Raw genomic sequence first — 19,295 nt, 5'->3', positions numbered from 1 at the left:
CTTTCTAAAATATTTGATTAATTTTTAACATAATTTTGACAATAATAAATATAACTAAAATTGCTGTTGCTGCTGATAATAATAAACCAATTAAACCTAAAATAATTTTTAAAATTTTAAAAAACATAATCTTATTCCTGTAATTCTTGTAATTTTCATAAATAACCTTGATCAGTTATTAATTTTATTAATTTATTATTTACAATATTAATATATGAAATTCTTTTTAAACTTGGAAGAAAACATACTCAATTTGATGATGTTTGTGGTTGTCAAAATATTTCTATTGTTTGTGTTGGAGTTTTGCCAAATGTACTCGTACTAAAAGGATTCAAATCATAAAATATTTTATAAAATGTATTTGATTTTAATTGATAAGAATGAATAGAATTACCACTTAATGATATTGCTACATCTTTTCATTTTGGATAAGGTGTTGGTGTTGGACTTTCTTTTAAATTTATTTCTCATTCATTTTCTCTAATTTCTTTTGTTAATAAAGTTTTTGAATCAATTTTTATAGGCTTTTCAATATCTATTACTTCTGGTGATTTTATTTCTAATGTATTACTTTTAATTTCATATAAATCCTCTGCTTTTAATTCTTCAAGCCTATATATTGCTCCACCAGTATCGCCACCATCTAATTTTAAAGTTCATTTTGTATTATCATAAATCATATTTAAAACAGCATCACTATTACCTATTTTTCTAGAAGTAATACGATAAGCACCAGTTCCAATTGCTTGTGCAGGTGTAAAAAAGATAACTTCTTTATAACCATTTTGTAAAGGTATACTTGTTTCAGTAATTAAAAATACACGATAAAGAGCATTTAAACTAGGTGAAAAATTACTTCAAGTTCTATCATCAATTCGCTCACCTATTGTTTTTCATACAACAAGTTTTTTAATTAAATCTTTTATTTTTATAATTTCATCATCAACATATTTTTTATCTGGAATATCTTTATCATCTGTTACATTAGGATTATTTCTATAAATTAAAGTTTTACCACCAACATTTGTTTTAATAATTTCATTAACTAATCTTGTAGTACTATCTTTATCATCTTTATTATTGAAGATTCTATTTTCATCAATATTCCCACCATTTGCTTTAATTTCATTAATAGCACCAACAATAGTTTTATCAGTAGTTTCTAAATTAGGATTTTCAGTACCAAGAGCATTTACAGCAAAAGCATATGGAAATTGTTCTACATCCATTTTTTTATCTATATTTACTTTATTTTCATTAATTGCAGGAACAATTTGTTTAGCAACTGTTTGTAAATTATCGTCATTTATATTTTGTTTTTTATCTAATAATTCATTAGTTTCTTGTTTTGTATAATAATCATGTTCTGTACTATCTTCTGCTATAAATTCAGTTGGTGTCCCTTTTCCTATATATTGGTATAATTCAACAGAAATAGGTTGATAATTAGCATCATTAGAAGTTACAGTAATATCATTTCATTCCTGAGTAAATAATAATTGTATTTTAACATTATCATTTACAATTAATTCATCTAATTTAATACTTTTTTGTGTTGTTCTTTGAACTTCTCCACCTAAACTAAATATAGTTTTTTTATTACTATATATATAATTATCAGTTGGATTAGTAGTGGATTGGTAACTATAACCCCATATTGCTAAATATATTTTTCCAAATTCATTACTAGGAATAATAGAAGACATTTTTTTTCATAAAGGACTAGTTGCAATATTAAATCAATTATTTTTAATATCATCAATATTTTGTTTATTAATATCAACTTTATTTTCTAATAATTTAATATTATTTTCATTGGTAGTAATTCTTTTTTGTTGTTTAGCAGAAAAGTCAGCAGTTGCAGCATGAGTAAAATCACCAACTTGTGGATTATTTTGTAATGCTTCTGGTGGTAATGTACCAATTTCATCAGGTCAATCTAAAATCATTGTTTCAGTTTCTTTATCATATTCAGTTGCTACATAACCTTTATTAACAAACTTACTAACAGGACCCCTATATATTTCATTTTCATTATCATCAACTAAATCATCATATAATTTCATTTGCTTTGATAATGTAAATGCTTTTTGTTCTTTAATTAATTCATCAACTTGATTTCTAGTATAGAATGCTTTTAAATCAATTTTTTCAATATCTATTTCATCATTATTATAACTTGAAAATATTTGTTTTAATTCTGTTAATCTTGCTCATATTTTCATTCTACTAGGTGCTAAATCTCAAACATTAATACTAGGAATACTATTTGCACTAAATGATGTACCATTATTAAATTGAATAGTAGCATCAACATTAAACTCAATTGGTGTACGATTAAATACTCAATGTTCAACACAAACATAAACCATATCTCTTAATGTTTCTTTAATTAATTCATCTTTAAAACTATCAAAAGGAAATTTAGATAAAATAAAATTAAGATAAGCATTAATATCATTTTGAGCACGAATAGCAAAAGTTGTAAATCAATCCTTAACATTAGGTCATGTATTTATATATTGTTGTGGTGTTTCTATAATTTTTCCAGTTAATGGATATCAGTTATTATAGTTTTCTAAACTGACATCAGTTCAAAGTTTATTAATCATAATTTATCATTCCTTAAAAAATGCTTTTTTATAATGCTTAGTTTTTGTTTTAGTTTTCCTATGCACTATATGAATAACTTCTTTTTGTAATTTCTTTTTACCTTTTGCTACAACTTGACTATATACAAATTTTTCTAAATGATGTAATAATCCTGTACCAAATAATGTATTAACTGAAAATTTTAAACCAACACTTTTAAATGATTTATTAATATTTTCAATAGGATTATTAATAACATTAACTACTTTATGGTAAGTTCTTACTATTCTAAATATTTCTCTATAAACTTTAAAACTATCTCTAATTACTTGTTGAACAACTGGTGGAGCAAATGCAATTGCTTTTAATCATTTATTACGACTAACTCCATAACCAATGTATCAACCACTATATCAGCGATATCAATGGAATGGATGTATTTGAGTGATAAAAGTTTCTGCTTTAAGAATACTATCAATAACTATAATTGGTTTATATTTAGGATTACGATGATAAATAGTAATTGCACATTTACTTAATGATAAAGGTTGAATTTTGCAACCCATAAATACAGGTGAATTTAATGGGATTAATTGTGCATGTTTAATTGCTTTCTTTTCTGCACTAGTAAATAAATCTGTTGCTTTTTCTTTTAATTTATTAATTTTTTCAAATACTTGTTTTTCTAACTTTTCAAATTTTTCTTGTAATTTATATATACTTTCTCGTAATTTTTCAAAATATGGAGTATCTTTTCAAAATTTATTTAAACCTTTTTTTAAATAAAATCTAATATCAAAATACTTAAAAATTTTATTTGCTTTTAAAACAACCTTATGAATTGAACTCTTTTTAAAATTAAATTTAATAGCATTAGCACGAATTTTTTGTAAATCTAAAATTAAAGATTTACCATATCTATTATCTGTATGTATTGTATGAACTAAATTTAATCAATCATGTTGATTCATTTTTAATACTTCTTTTAAATCAGTATTATATTTTTTTAAAAAATTATTTGCTTTTTCAATATCTTTAATTTTAAACTTTGGAGTTAATTGTGGACTTAATTTTATTAATGTATTTTGTAATAATAAATAATCTTTTAACTCTTGTACTTCTAATTTTTGAAAATTATTTTTATATTGTCTTTCAGCAACATAACCTAAATTTTGGATTATTGTCTCACGATTAGGAGCAAAACTATAATTAAATAAATAACGTTTATTACCAATAATTTTATCTGTTAAAATTTCTTTACCACTTACTTGACTAATAATTTCTTGTAAGTTTTTTGCTTCTTTAATACCAATTTGTTCTAATGTTTTAGTTTTTTGTGCTAATTTAATAAATTTAGTTGTACGATAACCACGACTAATTTTATTAAGTCCAGCAAATGCAGGTAAGATATTAAAAAAAGTATTTAATGGTGTTACATTTCCTTTTAAATAATCATAAACTTGATTAATAGTAAAATCAGTTAAAAACTCTACACCAACAGCACTAATACTAGCAAGTAAATCACTTGCACCTAATCCAAGTGCTATACTTTCACTTAATCCACCAGTAAAAGGAGCAAGTGCTACTGCTATTACTTGTACACCAATCATTTCTAAAATTTCTCATCAAAAACTTTTATTTTCTTGTTGTTTACTTATTCTAGTATGTTTTGGTTTATTGATATTTAAAAGTATTGCTGTACTAGTTGTACCAATTGGCATGATATTAATTTCCTTTATTTAAGAGTTATTTTAATTGGATTTGTTGACCCTTTATAATTTATATCATTAACATTGGCAGTAATAGTTATATACAAGTCACCTACTTTTTGTTTTTGATTACTTACATTAGTTTTTCCTTGGACATCACTAAAATATTTAATATTTGGATTTATTAAATTTGGATTTAATGATTTAAGTTCATTAGTACTTTTTATTTCTGTATCTAATTCATTATTATTTTTATTAACATTTGCAGTAATATTTGTTGTTAAACTTGTAATTTTAGTTTTTAAATCAATTTTATCAGTATTAATAATTCCACATAACATTCAACGTGAAGTTTTTTCTTCATCTGTTATATAAGGTATTGCTTCACCAGTTAATTCTCCACCAACTAAATATCTTCTTCCAACTTTACCATCATTTATGTCTTGTACATATACAACTGTATTTTGTAACATATATCTTTTCATTGCTCTTGGTGTTGCTAAGACAAAAGACATAATTTTAGTTTCATTATTATCAGTAAAAGTCATATAGTCATCCATTACAATTTGACATAATACACCTTTGATATATAAATTTGTTCCATTTAATCTTAATTGTTGTGCTATTTGATTATCAGTAATTAAACCTTTATTATCAGCTAAATAAACTAAACTATCATATAAATTATTAGTAATAAAAAATTGACAATTATTACTATTTCTTAATTGAAATAAAGTATTTCAAGCAGATAACATTGATTTTAAATAGCCTACTGGTGTTGTATCAGTAATATCTAATCTAGTTGCATATTTTGCAATTACAGTTGTATCATTATTTGCTAAATAATCTGCTAAATCATTTGCTACTTCATATTGCATTGTATTTAATAAATTTTGTCCATTTTCAGCGTTTAAATCAACATTAGCAATTATTTCACCTGCAACTGCTTCTTGTTTAATTTCTTTTAAAATTTTAATAGTTTCAGCATAACTAACATCTAATCCTTTACTTTTATCATTTCATTTTAATACTTTAATTTCTGAATTTTTTGGTTTTTTAACTATAAATTCAATTTTTGTAGAATTAACCATTTCAATAGGAAAAAAACTTGCTCATGGTGAATTTGATTGTTTATAAAATTCTATAAACTCTGGTGCTTCTACTAATTTTTCGGTATTATCTAAATTTTGATTGAATGGTACTGACATTTTTTCATTTCCTTTCTGTTATAAATTATTTTTCTTTTTATAATCCAATAAAGTACTTTTTATTGAACTTGGTTGATTTGTTATTATTGTTTGTTGTTTACCACCTGTATTTATTATTTCTTTAAATACTGGTTGTTCTTTAATCATTTTTTTAATAGCTTCTTCTATTTTTGAATTTTCTATATTATTAGTTTTAAATTTTAAATAATCATAAAATTCACTTTTAACTTGATATTTTTTAAATATATTAATTATTTCTTTTTCCTTAATTTCGTTATTTAATTTATTTAACTTATTTTCTGCTTCATTAACTTTATTTTCTATTTCTTGTGAAGAATCATTATTTTTAATTAAAGGTTCAGTTGCTTGTTGAACATTATTTTCATTTTCTAACATTTACAGTACCCCATTATTTAATTTCTTTATTAATTTTTTCATTAAGTTTTGCTAATTTTTTTTGATGTTTTATAATTTTATTATTTGCTCTAACATGTTTTGGAGTTGTAATAAATCTTTTTAATAAAACAATAATTTCTCGACAAATTAATATACCTGTACTTATTCCAATTGTTTCAAGTGCTTTTAAAAATTCTTGCATTTCCATATTTTCCTTTCATTTTTTTATAAAGTAAGATTACTATTACTACGTTGTAAAGCATTATTAGCTGTATCATCTCAATCTAATGAAACATTAGAATTATGACTGCCATATTGACTACTTGTTTCACTATTAATAGTAAATCTATCATCATTAATTAATCTTGTTGTTTCATTTGTAAAGGAAGTTTCTTGCATTTCTATACTATGATTTGTTTCCATAGGTAATAAATTATGAATAATTTCACTTATTCCTGCAATAATAGTAGGTATTGCATAAGCATTATTAAAATCATTATTAATCCCCATCGCAACACCACTACTAATTAAACAACCACCAGTTGCCATATTTGCTATTTTTTGTATCATTGCAAATTTATTAGGTATTAACTCAGTTAAACCATTAATAACATTGGCGATACCATAAGCATTTAATGAAATATAAGTATCTCAATCAATTAATGACTGATTTTCTTGTTTATCTAATAATAATCATGGCGGTCCTTCCGTAGTAGTTGGAATTGGTGTTGTTGGAATAATAGGATTAATATTATTTTCAGTTCATTTACTATAATTTGCTAAACCCATTGTTCCTAATCCTAATAATATTTTTTTACTACTATTAATTAATTTAGTTTTAGTAGTTGGTTTTTGGTTCAAGTTTCAGATATCTAAACCTAATTTTTTACCAAATAATAAAGAATTAATACTTCCTAATATTGGATTTGCTATTACTTGCCCATAATATGCACTTGTACCAATCATTGCACAAATAGGACTAATTCCCGTTCTTATTAATTTAGTTAAAGTATAATTTGAATGATTTTCTATATTTGGCATTTTAATCTCCTTTAATTTTCTAATTTTTTAATTGTTACTTTAATTCAACCTTGATAAACATCATTATCACCAACTATTAATGCAACATCACTTTCAGGGTCAGAAACAATGATGTGTTTTGATTTAACATTAGGATATTGTCTTAAAATAATTGCTCTAATATCATTACTTGTATGAATTGCTTTGGGAAATGGTGATAATATTTCAATTTCATCTTTATCACCAAATAAAGTAGGTAATATAATCATTAATGAAATTCTCCATTTTCTATAAACTCAATTACTTTATAATAAGCAGTAAGTTTACCTGCTTCTTTTAATGAATCACATAAACAAATACTAATTTGTTTATTTAACCAAATAATTAATTTTTCATTATATTTATTGATTACTTTTTGTTTAAACTCTTCTCTTATTTTTTTTATATTATTCAAATGTTCTTCTGTTATCTCTTTATTACGTTTTTTATTATATTCATTAATAATTTTTTGGTCTTTATTCATTATCAAACTCACCACTTCTTATTTTTTGAACTAAAATATCTAATAATAAGTCTATTTATGTATTCTCATATTCTTTTTGTGATTTTTTAATATAGTTAATTAATTTTTCTTTATTCATTATTATTCTCCTTATTTTTAGTTAAATTATTAACTATTTTTTCTAAACATTTCAAACATCAATTTTTACTTAATCAAATTCTTTTATTACAATATTTACATTTCTTCATTTTTACTCTTTTCATTTTTTAAATCATTTAACATTAATTGAACAAAATGCACGATTTTTAGGAATATTTAAAGTATTAAAGATTTGACCACTTACTATAATTTCATCATTTTTGTTTAATAAAATACATCGTTTATAAAATTTTGGGTTATTAAAAATTAAAGTAACATAGTTTAATCCATTTCATTGTCCACGAACACTATAATATAATTCTTTATTACCTTTTTCATAATGTTTTGCTTCAATAGTGTTACTCAGTTTTACTGTTAATTTCACATAATTTGATTTATCTTTCATTTTTAAAATTCCTTAAACAATATTGAATATGTTTATATGCATCTTCTTCATGTTTTGTTAATTTTATATTTCCTTTATAATTTTCTATTTTGTTTTTATTTTTTGGATGGTTTTCTAAATAATCTCAATTCATAACATCTTGTACTAACACCATTAATGCACCAATAATTTTAGGAGTTGCTAATGGATTAGTTAATAATTGTTTTGCACTTAAAAAGAAATTTTCTACAATAACTAATATTTTTTTATTATTAAACTCTTGTTTAATCGTTAAAAAGTATTCTTTAAACAAATTTTTACTTTCTAAAACAGTTTCTGCTTTAAATGTTTCATTAAAAATAATATTATTAGTTTCATTTGAATATATAATAATTCCATTACTACCTATTCCTGCTGGGTCAATACCAATAATTAATTCATATTGCATTATTTTTTATATCCCCTACTTAATCTAATATTTAAAATACAGTCATAACAAATTGCTTTACCGTTTTTATCTCTTAAAAAATATTTTCTTGTTTTAATATCATTAGTATTAAAAAATAGATAATCTAATTTATATTGTTTACATGTTCAACAAAAATATTTTTTCATTATGAATTAAAATATTCTTAGTAATATTATTTTCATACAGTAAATGCAGCAATTAAAAGAGCAACAGTTATCATTAAAACTATTGTAGATATTACAACAATAGTAGTTAAAGCAAATTTATTATTATAAATTTTATCAATAAATTTTTCTTTCTTTATTTCATGAGTTTTAATATTTTTTGTTTTCATAATTAATTTTATCCTTTAAATATGCCCTGTTTGCTTTTAGCATAAATGGCATATATTTTTGTTTTTTTTATTTATTAATACTATTAATATTATTTTTCTTAGAAAAATGGGCTCAAAAATAAATTGTAAAATTTTAAAAAACATTAAGGCATTCGATTCAATATTTATTTAATTTGCGTTTAACAAATTAATATTTTAATTGAACCGGCACCGCTTAATTTTTTTTACAAGTTTTAAATTTATTTTCTCGCCCAAAAAATTTTAAAAAAAATAAAAAATAAAACCAACACTCGCTCACTAGGGGAGTGGCAAGGTTGGTTAAATAAAAAATAGAATTAATATAATAGGTCCCTACAACAGGTCTATATATACTAATTACTAATTCGCTCCCACCCCAAGAATTACCATTTAATGGTTAGTATAATTTATTAGGTATCACTCCACTTTTTATTTATCCATGCAAGTCCACATGTTTTAGCTACTATTTTTAACAACTGTGGTGTAGTTCACTGTTTTAGTTCCCTAACACGTGTTGATAATAGTGTTAAAGAAGGTTATTAATTATTAACTTTCTCCTACTTGGTCACTGCATGTAGTAGATATTTAAAGCGTGTTAATAATAAAAATTTTAAAATTTTACAATTACAAAAAAAGACAAGATTTTTATTCTCGTCTTTTGTCATTTATTTTAATTTAAGGATTTAAAAAGGAAAGGAGATATTTACACAAAAATATTAGTTATAGACATCTTCGCTAAGCTCCCAAAGAGGGAGCATAACGATGTTGTCTATAATATTCATTAATTGTCTTTAAATTATAAAGTTAGACGAGAATAATTTAGACTTTATATGCAATTGTATATTAATCTTAACACTTGTAAAACATAAGTCAACAATAATGCTTAGTTTTATAATTCAAAAATTCTTATTAAAATAATTTTTAATAAGTTTTTAAGTATGTTATAATAAATTAAAGTCCTTTAAGATAAACCGTATACCCTTTGATTACTAAGCGTATGTTAAGTACGTGGTCTCTTAGGCAAATCCCTTTAATTAGGGATTTTTTTATAATAACTGTATTTCTGTATTTATTTGATAGCATTTAAAATTAACCATTTTTGAATACATATCAATATTATAGGTTCTACTTCCAATCATATGTTTTAAAATTTGTTTAATATTAGTTTCAGTAAAACAACCAATATTTTCAACTAATGCTTGATTTAATACGCCATCTTTTGCATTAATGAAATAACCAACTTTTAATTTTGGATATTTTAATATTAATGAATTTAAAAAATCAATTAATTCATAATATTGACCTTTTGAAAATAAATTTTGTGCATATTCATAATGTAGTTTAGCAATTTTATTTTTTCTTCTTCCTGCCATAATTCCAAGAAATAAAACATGAAAAGCATGAAATTTATCTAAAATAAATTTAGCATTTAAAATTTCAGCAGTTTTTCTAATTCATTTTGCACTATCACCACAAATTATTAAATTTGCTTGGTCAAAATTTTCATAATATAATCTACCATATTTTTGAATTAATTGTGCAGTTTTATATGCACCAATTTTTGTTTTTGATAATCTTATTTTACATGCAGCTCTTTTATTAATTAATTTGCCATTTTTCTTTTTACCAATGCAAAATATTATTAATCTCATAGAACATTTTTTACATTTTTTACTATTATGGTTATCATTAAACTTAAATTTTCTATGTCCATCATCAATATTTATATATAAAGTTTGGTTTGGTTTTAATTTGATTTTAGGAATTTTTATTTTTTGTAATTGAAATTTTTGATATGTTCTAAAAACAGCACTATTACTTATTAAGTCTTCTATAAAAGTATCACAAACATCACGATACCTTTTTCCGTCAGTAAAATATTTTAAAATTTGTTTAATAACATCGGGTGCTAATTTACTATACTTTTTAACACCAAGATATATATCTAGTAATGACACATATTCAATTTTTTGTATTTTTTTGTTATAATATGTACAAATACGTCGCTTATAAGTTAATAGGCCTTTTTTTGTTTTTAATTTTCTTTTTCTAAATTTACATGGTTTATATATAGATTTATCACATTCATTTCATAATTTATCATCTATTTGTTTAAACAATTCTTGTGTTTGTTTTAAATTTAATTCATCTTGATTAAAATAATGTTGTTCTCAATTAAAATGATTTTGAAAAAATAACATTCTTTATTTCCTTTCTAAATTTATTAATAATTAAATTTTAACTTATATATGTTAACTAAGGAGTAAATATGCCATTCATTAGTAGTTATGCACAATTAAATAAAAAATATGACCTTAATTTTAGTGATAATAATTATGGTTTTAGTTGAGATATTTTTAAAGCATTTGTTGGTGATGAATGAGCAGAATATTTTACTACTAATTGTTTTTATCGTTTTATACCAACAGCACGGGGAACAAGAAAAACTTGAAACTGTTTAGCATTTGATTTATTTATATGCTGTAATTTTAATGATAGTAGTGTACAAGAAGTAAGACGATATGAAAATACTCATAGTGAAACCACTATTGGTGCTTTAATGAATGTTTGTCAAGTTTTATTAGATATATATGATATTAATTTATTACCTAATAATTCCCATGATATTAAATGAAAAATTACTAAGGATGGTGGGTGTATTATTTTTCCTAATAATCAACAAATTGATTTTATTGGTTATGCTAATGGTAATAAAATTTTTGGAAAAGAAGCAGGTGGGTCAAGTTTTTTAGGTTCACGTACAGATGAAATAATTATGGCAGAAGAAAAAGAAACGTTGACAGAAAAGCAATTAACATATCGCTATGAACGCTTACAAAATTCTATGTTTAGAAGTAATCGTATTAAAGTATCAAATGAACCAATTAAAGAATGAAGTTGAACATTTATTGATAAAAATATATATAGTTCTACTTTTGGACAAAAGATTACTCGTTATTTTTATAAAAGTTTTTTTATTACTTTTACATGTAATCCATACGATAAATATCACCCATTTTATTTAAAGTACTGTACACCATTTTTACCATTAAATGATAAAACTATGGATAATCTTAAAAAAGTTGGTAAAGTTTATTATGAAAATAAAGAAGTGTTTAGTGGTTTAGGTTTATTTATTTTAAGATTTACTATTCAACCGTTTTGAAATAAATTACCAGAAATTCAAAAAAGAACATTAATAGAAATGAAAAAAAGTAATCCCGATGAATTTAATACTGTTTTTTATGGTTTTGAATTTTTAGATAGTGATGCTACAATTTTCCCATTTCAAAAAACATTAAAATATTGACAAACATATGATTTAAAACAATTTTATAATCAAGAAAAAGATATATATAAATTTGATTTTTATAGTATTGGTATTGATTGAGCAACTGGTCATAAAGACCATACTGTATTTATGGTAGTTGGATTTAAAGAATATAATAATACTGGTTATTATGACGCTTATATTATTTGTGAATTAGTAGTTACACCAAATGACTTTATTAATGAAAATGAAAAGATTAATGCTTATGCTAATGAAATTTTAGGGTTAATTGATAATTTTGAAAATTTTGAACAAACGGTTTACTTTTATGATGATAAAGCACGAACAGCAATGGATTGATTAAATCAAAAATTAATAGATGAACATAATACTATTTTAATAACACAAACTGCTATTAAACATGCTTCAAATCTAAATCAAGAAGCAGGATTAACTAATCGCGTAGTTTGAATGAGAAATATTATGAGTTATGGAAACTTTTATGCAAATAAAGATGATTTACCAAAAACTACTCAATGTTTAGAAGAGTTAAGATATGACCAAACAAAAACTAACATTCCAGATAAAAATATGTACCAAGATCCTTATGATGCTCTGTTTTATGCACTATATCCATATAAAAACGTAATTCGTGGTAAAAATAATGCTACTGTGAAAAAAAGCATCTTCACATTTGCCATATAATAAACAAGTGACATAAAATTAATAGTATAGGTCTCACAAAATAAACACCTTTTATTTAGGCGTTATTTTGCGTTTAAAAGTATACTTGTAAAAATAATAAAAAATAAGTACAATTAAACAATAAGATGTTAAGAAATAAGGAGTAAATTATGATGAATAAAGAAAAAGAATTAAAAGTTATGAATAAATTAAAATCTTTAAAAGAGATTTTACAAAATGAACGTTATTTGCCAAAATAAAAATTGTAATAAAAAATGAACAAATATTATATTATTAGAATTAAAATCAACAACATTTAGTCTTTTTCTTTGTGAAAATCATACAATTAATTTAGAACATGAATTATTACCAAAATGATTAAAAACTTGTGAAAAATTAAGAAAAAATAACAAAATAAAAAAGGAGAAATTTATCATGAAAACATGAATAAAAACAAATTTAAGTAAAATAACATTAGCATTAGCACTAATTGGTGCAGTAAGTGGAGTAACAGGTTTAATAATTGGTTCAATATCACATCATAAAACTAATGATTTGAGTTATTTTTTAGACCACGATTATAATGCGCATTGGGGGGGGGCTTCTATATGACAAAGTCCGAGAAGTGACCATTATAAAATAGATTTATATTTTGCAATTAAACCAGCTAATAAGAATGATAAAAAATGAGATGGTAATTATCCCTATGGATATTTTGATAATTAAATTTCTAAATTAATATAAGAAATATTTTCATTATATTTATCAAATAAATTAATATTAGTTAGATTTATTTCTTGTTTATCAGTTATTAAAATTAAATCATAATTTCCAGAACCAAATATACCACTAATTTCAATCCGATTTAAGTTATTAATCGGATTTTTAATTTGTAATTCAAATTCACTATTATTATCAATTTGTGAAATTTCTTTATAAAATTCTAATTTAGAAAGTAATTGAGATTTATTTGAACCATATAAATTTAATGCATTTTCAATTTTATTATTACTAATAATTGCTTTTGTAAAGTATTTTCCATATTCACCATTACCTAATGTTCAATCAGCAGGAATTAATGACGGTATATTGTTACTTTCTAATTCATTTGTAATAGATAATCAGTTGAATTGATTATCATCAAGTTTAAATAATTCATTTTGACTAATATCATTATTTTTTAGTTTAATGTTATTCATATCTGTAAAGTCAAAATATGCTGATTTTAACATTACTTTTGCATCTTTAAATTCTCAAACTTCATCAGAATTACTATGTATAGGATTTGATTTTAATTCAAAATAATAGGGTAATAAAATTTTATTATCATCATTTAAACCTTTATTAATTGACATTGTTGAATAAATATTACTTGATAACATGATGACTAGTTGTTTAAAAATCTGAACTTGTGGTAAATTTATATAATTTGGATAATCTAATTTTCATTGTTTGAATAAATTAGTAATTACTTCATCAGGTTTTTGTCCTTCAAATTTTGCTCTTAATTTATCTAATTCATTTGGTTTTTTCGTTGGGTCTAAACTTGCCCCATCAAAGTTTCTATTATATGTATATGTATAAGTTAACATATCTAATAATACTTTTTGTAAACTATCAATTGGTGGTCTATCTTTTATTTCTATTTCAACATCATGAAATTTATTTGTTGTAGCAATATTTAAAACTCAATCAGCTGTTGTTCAAGGCAAATGCCATACTTCATTATCTTTTAATTCTTTTTCTTCATTTAATGGTCATAATTGTGCACTCTTAGTAACTTTATAACCTAATTTAGTATATGTAACTCTTGCATTATTAATAATTTCTTTTCTTGTTTCAGTTCCACCACCAATAGCAATTAAATCTAAAACTGATTTTTCTTGTCCTATAAATTGCTTTGCTAAATTTCAAGGTAATATTTGTTCGCTAAATCATTGTTGTAATATTCTAACTTTTGGTTGAGTTTCAATAGGCATTGATAACAGCGGAAATGCTATCTTATCTTTAACAAATAACTTTGGGTATACTTCCATATTGTCAACTTCACCAAGTACCTTTATATTGCCGAAAATCATGCTTCTAGGTGCTTTAATTTTTAAACCAATAACTTTGGTATCTTTATCTAATGGTTTTTGTAATTTAATAATGATTGGATAACCATCTCTTGTTTTAAAATCTTTAATTTTAATAATAGTAATACTTTTAGTACTTCTTGTTTTTGGATTTTGATAAGGCTGAGAATAATTATTAATGATATATAAATTATCAATATTATTTTCAGTTAATGGTTCATTTATACTAACTGCATATAACTTAAATTGATTTAATAAATTTATTTCTTGAAAAATTAAATTTTTAATATCAGTCATACTATATTCAATTGTATTATCATTAATATTAGTACTTGCTCTTTGATTTAATTGCATAGTAAAGTCAGATGTTTCAACAGCAGTAGTTTTTAAAACTTTTTCAATATCAATAAAACCAATTTTAATAGTATTTGCTGAAAATTTTAAACTATTATTTTCATTATTTTTAAATAAACGCTCAATTTCATAAATATAAATTGTTCTTTTTTTAAATTCATCATATGCTCTATTAATATCAGGGTCACTAGTAGCACGCATCATATTAGTAAAATCATAAGGAATATTATCAATTAAATAATCATTTTCTACATCTGCTTGATTAAGTTTAGTTTGCTTTTGTTTCTGTGGAAACTTGGTTTGTGGTTTGTTGTTGTTTTCCATTGTTATCTCCTATTAATTGGTTATTTTCAGGGTTAAATAATTTTAATTTAACAGTTAAATTATTAATTTCTTGTTCATCATCAATATTAAATGTTTGACTATTTAATAAATCTTTATCTAAATTTACTAACAATTTAATAAATTTAAGAATATCAATATTAAATTGTCATAATTTTTGTTCAATATAATTAATAGTTGAAATATTTACAGCTGTACTTTCAGGTACTGATTGTTGTGCAGATTTCTTTTGACTTGGTATATGAATACCACAGCGCTTAGATATTTCATTTACCAATCAGTCATATATATCAGTTAAATTTTTACCTTTAAAATTACTACTAGTCATATTGACACTTTCGTTTTGTTCGTTATTATCACCAGCACTTTTAAATATATAATTCTTAGTAACTAATGTTCTTACTGCTTCTTCCATTAAAGATTGAACATTACCATAAGTTTGACTAAAAATAAACTTCGGTGAGTTTAAAATAGTATCTAATACAATTTGTTCAAATATAACATCTAATGCTTTAATTTTATCCATTACTTTATTACAATCTGCTAATTCATTTGCTTTATTTCGCATAATTGTAATTGGTATATAGTTAATATTTAATGTTTGTTCTTGTGTTAAATTAGGATTATTAATATATGTTTTAAAATCTAATGGAAATTGTTTTTTATTATCACTAATACTATAAATTGCACGATTAATTGTTACTTGTTCATTATTTAATGTATAAACTTCAAATAATCTTACAGTTTGTGAATTTTGTTCATAACTATCATAAAAAATAGTACATTGAATTAATTTACCAGTAATATCATAAACTCTTTGTTGTATATCAACTACTTGAAAATATAAATTATCATTTGCAATATAAATTAAATAACCACTAATTCCTAATTTACTTAATTTAAAAATAGAATTTCAATTTTTTCTATAAAATTCTTGTTGAATTAAATATTGTTTAATAGTTTCATTATTAATATCTAATGGAGCATTATATAAATTAGCGTTATTTTCTGCTACAAAATCAGTAAAATAAGTTTCATGGTTAAAATTATTAAAACCAAAATAACTTAAAATAGAAGCATGAGTACTTTTATTTTTATTAGTTAAAAACTTTAATTTTTCACCTTGATTATCAGTAATATTTGTTTTTTCTTTTCTTTTAAAGAAACTTAACATAATATTCACCACCTTTCTAAAATATTTGATTAATTTTTAACATAATTTTGACAATAATAAATATAACTAAAATTGCTGTTGCTGCTGATAATAATAAACCAATTAAACCTAAAATAATTTTTAAAATTTTAAAAAACATAATCTTATTCCTGTAATTCTTGTAATTTTCATAAATAACCTTGATCAGTTATTAATTTTATTAATTTATTATTTACAATATTAATATATGAAATTCTTTTTAAACTTGGAAGAAAACATACTCAATTTGATGATGTTTGTGGTTGTCAAAATATTTCTATTGTTTGTGTTGGAGTTTTGCCAAATGTACTCGTACTAAAAGGATTCAAATCATAAAATATTTTATAAAATGTATTTGATTTTAATTGATAAGAATGAATAGAATTACCACTTAATGATATTGCTACATCTTTTCATTTTGGATAAGGTGTTGGTGTTGGACTTTCTTTTAAATTTATTTCTCATTCATTTTCTCTAATTTCTTTTGTTAATAAAGTTTTTGAATCAATTTTTATAGGCTTTTCAATATCTATTACTTCTGGTGATTTTATTTCTAATGTATTACTTTTAATTTCATATAAATCCTCTGCTTTTAATTCTTCAAGCCTATATATTGCTCCACCAGTATCGCCACCATCTAATTTTAAAGTTCATTTTGTATTATCATAAATCATATTTAAAACAGCATCACTATTACCTATTTTTCTAGAAGTAATACGATAAGCACCAGTTCCAATTGCTTGTGCAGGTGTAAAAAAGATAACTTCTTTATAACCATTTTGTAAAGGTATACTTGTTTCAGTAATTAAAAATACACGATAAAGAGCATTTAAACTAGGTGAAAAATTACTTCAAGTTCTATCATCAATTCGCTCACCTATTGTTTTTCATACAACAAGTTTTTTAATTAAATCTTTTATTTTTATAATTTCATCATCAACATATTTTTTATCTGGAATATCTTTATCATCTGTTACATTAGGATTATTTCTATAAATTAAAGTTTTACCACCAACATTTGTTTTAATAATTTCATTAACTAATCTTGTAGTACTATCTTTATCATCTTTATTATTGAAGATTCTATTTTCATCAATATTCCCACCATTTGCTTTAATTTCATTAATAGCACCAACAATAGTTTTATCAGTAGTTTCTAAATTAGGATTTTCAGTACCAAGAGCATTTACAGCAAAAGCATATGGAAATTGTTCTACATCCATTTTTTTATCTATATTTACTTTATTTTCATTAATTGCAGGAACAATTTGTTTAGCAACTGTTTGTAAATTATCGTCATTTATATTTTGTTTTTTATCTAATAATTCATTAGTTTCTTGTTTTGTATAATAATCATGTTCTGTACTATCTTCTGCTATAAATTCAGTTGGTGTCCCTTTTCCTATATATTGGTATAATTCAACAGAAATAGGTTGATAATTAGCATCATTAGAAGTTACAGTAATATCATTTCATTCCTGAGTAAATAATAATTGTATTTTAACATTATCATTTACAATTAATTCATCTAATTTAATACTTTTTTGTGTTGTTCTTTGAACTTCTCCACCTAAACTAAATATAGTTTTTTTATTACTATATATATAATTATCAGTTGGATTAGTAGTGGATTGGTAACTATAACCCCATATTGCTAAATATATTTTTCCAAATTCATTACTAGGAATAATAGAAGACATTTTTTTTCATAAAGGACTAGTTGCAATATTAAATCAATTATTTTTAATATCATCAATATTTTGTTTATTAATATCAACTTTATTTTCTAATAATTTAATATTATTTTCATTGGTAGTAATTCTTTTTTGTTGTTTAGCAGAAAAGTCAGCAGTTGCAGCATGAGTAAAATCACCAACTTGTGGATTATTTTGTAATGCTTCTGGTGGTAATGTACCAATTTCATCAGGTCAATCTAAAATCATTGTTTCAGTTTCTTTATCATATTCAGTTGCTACATAACCTTTATTAACAAACTTACTAACAGGACCCCTATATATTTCATTTTCATTATCATCAACTAAATCATCATATAATTTCATTTGCTTTGATAATGTAAATGCTTTTTGTTCTTTAATTAATTCATCAACTTGATTTCTAGTATAGAATGCTTTTAAATCAATTTTTTCAATATCTATTTCATCATTATTATAACTTGAAAATATTTGTTTTAATTCTGTTAATCTTGCTCATATTTTCATTCTACTAGGTGCTAAATCTCAAACATTAATACTAGGAATACTATTTGCACTAAATGATGTACCATTATTAAATTGAATAGTAGCATCAACATTAAACTCAATTGGTGTACGATTAAATACTCAATGTTCAACACAAACATAAACCATATCTCTTAATGTTTCTTTAATTAATTCATCTTTAAAACTATCAAAAGGAAATTTAGATAAAATAAAATTAAGATAAGCATTAATATCATTTTGAGCACGAATAGCAAAAGTTGTAAATCAATCCTTAACATTAGGTCATGTATTTATATATTGTTGTGGTGTTTCTATAATTTTTCCAGTTAATGGATATCAGTTATTATAGTTTTCTAAACTGACATCAGTTCAAAGTTTATTAATCAT

Annotated in this window: 19 protein-coding genes; 2 read left to right on the top strand and 17 right to left on the bottom strand. The window is 23.0% G+C overall.

Annotated features, from left to right (window positions below; translation table 4 throughout):
- Nucleotides 1–4: 4 nt before the first annotated feature.
- From ACQH25_RS05430 to ACQH25_RS05370, 13 genes are all read right to left on the bottom strand, one after another.
- Nucleotides 5–127, bottom strand: a complete 123-nt coding sequence (locus ACQH25_RS05430; RefSeq protein WP_425380902.1) for a hypothetical protein — start codon at nucleotides 125–127, stop codon at nucleotides 5–7.
- Between the two features lie 4 nt (nucleotides 128–131).
- Nucleotides 132–2,612 (bottom strand): hypothetical protein, encoded by a 2,481-nt coding sequence (locus ACQH25_RS05425; RefSeq protein WP_425381004.1) that lies wholly within the window; start codon nucleotides 2,610–2,612, stop codon nucleotides 132–134.
- 3 nt (nucleotides 2,613–2,615) lie between these two features.
- Nucleotides 2,616–4,313, bottom strand: a complete 1,698-nt coding sequence (locus ACQH25_RS05420) for a hypothetical protein (RefSeq protein WP_425381003.1) — start codon at nucleotides 4,311–4,313, stop codon at nucleotides 2,616–2,618.
- Nucleotides 4,314–4,327: 14 nt separating this feature from the next.
- On the bottom strand, nucleotides 4,328–5,509 hold the full coding sequence (locus ACQH25_RS05415) for a hypothetical protein (protein ID WP_425381002.1): 1,182 nt from the start codon (nucleotides 5,507–5,509) through the stop codon (nucleotides 4,328–4,330).
- An 18-nt stretch (nucleotides 5,510–5,527) separates the two neighbouring features.
- Entirely contained in the window at nucleotides 5,528–5,905 is a 378-nt protein-coding gene (locus tag ACQH25_RS05410) for a hypothetical protein (protein ID WP_425380725.1), read from the bottom strand.
- Nucleotides 5,906–5,918: 13 nt separating this feature from the next.
- Nucleotides 5,919–6,113: a hypothetical protein gene (locus ACQH25_RS05405; RefSeq protein WP_425380726.1), complete on the bottom strand. Its 195-nt coding sequence runs from the start codon at nucleotides 6,111–6,113 to the stop codon at nucleotides 5,919–5,921.
- 17 nt (nucleotides 6,114–6,130) lie between these two features.
- Nucleotides 6,131–6,946: a hypothetical protein gene (locus tag ACQH25_RS05400; RefSeq protein ID WP_425381001.1), complete on the bottom strand. Its 816-nt coding sequence runs from the start codon at nucleotides 6,944–6,946 to the stop codon at nucleotides 6,131–6,133.
- Between the two features lie 11 nt (nucleotides 6,947–6,957).
- Nucleotides 6,958–7,194, bottom strand: a complete 237-nt coding sequence (locus tag ACQH25_RS05395; protein WP_425380728.1) for a hypothetical protein — start codon at nucleotides 7,192–7,194, stop codon at nucleotides 6,958–6,960.
- On the bottom strand, nucleotides 7,194–7,448 hold the full coding sequence (locus tag ACQH25_RS05390; RefSeq protein ID WP_425380729.1) for a hypothetical protein: 255 nt from the start codon (nucleotides 7,446–7,448) through the stop codon (nucleotides 7,194–7,196). Before ACQH25_RS05390 ends, ACQH25_RS05395 begins: the two co-directional genes overlap by 1 nt.
- Nucleotides 7,449–7,677: 229 nt before the next feature.
- Nucleotides 7,678–7,971 carry a hypothetical protein gene (locus ACQH25_RS05385; protein ID WP_425380730.1) on the bottom strand — a complete coding sequence of 98 codons (294 nt, stop codon included), beginning with the start codon at nucleotides 7,969–7,971 and terminating at the stop codon, nucleotides 7,678–7,680.
- Entirely contained in the window at nucleotides 7,961–8,398 is a 438-nt protein-coding gene (locus ACQH25_RS05380) for a hypothetical protein (RefSeq protein WP_425380731.1), read from the bottom strand. Before ACQH25_RS05380 ends, ACQH25_RS05385 begins: the two co-directional genes overlap by 11 nt.
- A gap of 193 nt (nucleotides 8,399–8,591) precedes the next feature.
- On the bottom strand, nucleotides 8,592–8,753 hold the full coding sequence (locus ACQH25_RS05375; protein WP_425380732.1) for a hypothetical protein: 162 nt from the start codon (nucleotides 8,751–8,753) through the stop codon (nucleotides 8,592–8,594).
- A gap of 1,064 nt (nucleotides 8,754–9,817) precedes the next feature.
- Nucleotides 9,818–10,972 (bottom strand): Mbov_0401 family ICE element transposase-like protein, encoded by a 1,155-nt coding sequence (locus ACQH25_RS05370; protein ID WP_425381009.1) that lies wholly within the window; start codon nucleotides 10,970–10,972, stop codon nucleotides 9,818–9,820.
- A 68-nt stretch (nucleotides 10,973–11,040) separates the two neighbouring features.
- Between ACQH25_RS05370 and ACQH25_RS05365 the strand changes: the two genes are divergently transcribed.
- Both ACQH25_RS05365 and ACQH25_RS05360 read left to right on the top strand, forming a co-directional pair.
- Nucleotides 11,041–12,747 carry a hypothetical protein gene (locus tag ACQH25_RS05365; protein ID WP_425381008.1) on the top strand — a complete coding sequence of 569 codons (1,707 nt, stop codon included), beginning with the start codon at nucleotides 11,041–11,043 and terminating at the stop codon, nucleotides 12,745–12,747.
- Nucleotides 12,748–12,963: 216 nt separating this feature from the next.
- Complete coding sequence (locus ACQH25_RS05360; RefSeq protein ID WP_425381007.1) at nucleotides 12,964–13,452, top strand: hypothetical protein; 489 nt, start codon at nucleotides 12,964–12,966, stop codon at nucleotides 13,450–13,452.
- Here the strand turns inward: ACQH25_RS05360 and ACQH25_RS05355 are convergent.
- Genes ACQH25_RS05355 through ACQH25_RS05340 form a run of 4 tightly spaced genes read right to left on the bottom strand, consistent with a single transcriptional unit; the run spans nucleotide 13,449 to nucleotide 19,295 of the window.
- Nucleotides 13,449–15,479: a hypothetical protein gene (locus ACQH25_RS05355; RefSeq protein ID WP_425381006.1), complete on the bottom strand. Its 2,031-nt coding sequence runs from the start codon at nucleotides 15,477–15,479 to the stop codon at nucleotides 13,449–13,451. The genes ACQH25_RS05360 and ACQH25_RS05355 overlap by 4 nt on opposite strands.
- The gene (locus ACQH25_RS05350; protein ID WP_425381005.1) at nucleotides 15,424–16,671 is read right to left on the bottom strand and encodes a hypothetical protein; all 1,248 of its coding nucleotides are present in this window, start codon (nucleotides 16,669–16,671) and stop codon (nucleotides 15,424–15,426) included. The genes ACQH25_RS05355 and ACQH25_RS05350 overlap by 56 nt, the downstream gene beginning before the upstream one ends.
- A gap of 16 nt (nucleotides 16,672–16,687) precedes the next feature.
- Nucleotides 16,688–16,810, bottom strand: a complete 123-nt coding sequence (locus ACQH25_RS05345) for a hypothetical protein (protein ID WP_425380902.1) — start codon at nucleotides 16,808–16,810, stop codon at nucleotides 16,688–16,690.
- Nucleotides 16,811–16,814: 4 nt separating this feature from the next.
- Nucleotides 16,815–19,295, bottom strand: a complete 2,481-nt coding sequence (locus ACQH25_RS05340) for a hypothetical protein (protein ID WP_425381004.1) — start codon at nucleotides 19,293–19,295, stop codon at nucleotides 16,815–16,817.

The organism is Spiroplasma endosymbiont of Polydrusus pterygomalis (genome assembly GCF_964030825.1).
In the GTDB taxonomy this organism is placed as follows: Bacteria; Bacillota_I; Bacilli_A; order Mycoplasmatales; family VBWQ01; genus Spiroplasma_E.
This window is presented reverse-complemented; position numbering and strand designations above follow the sequence as displayed.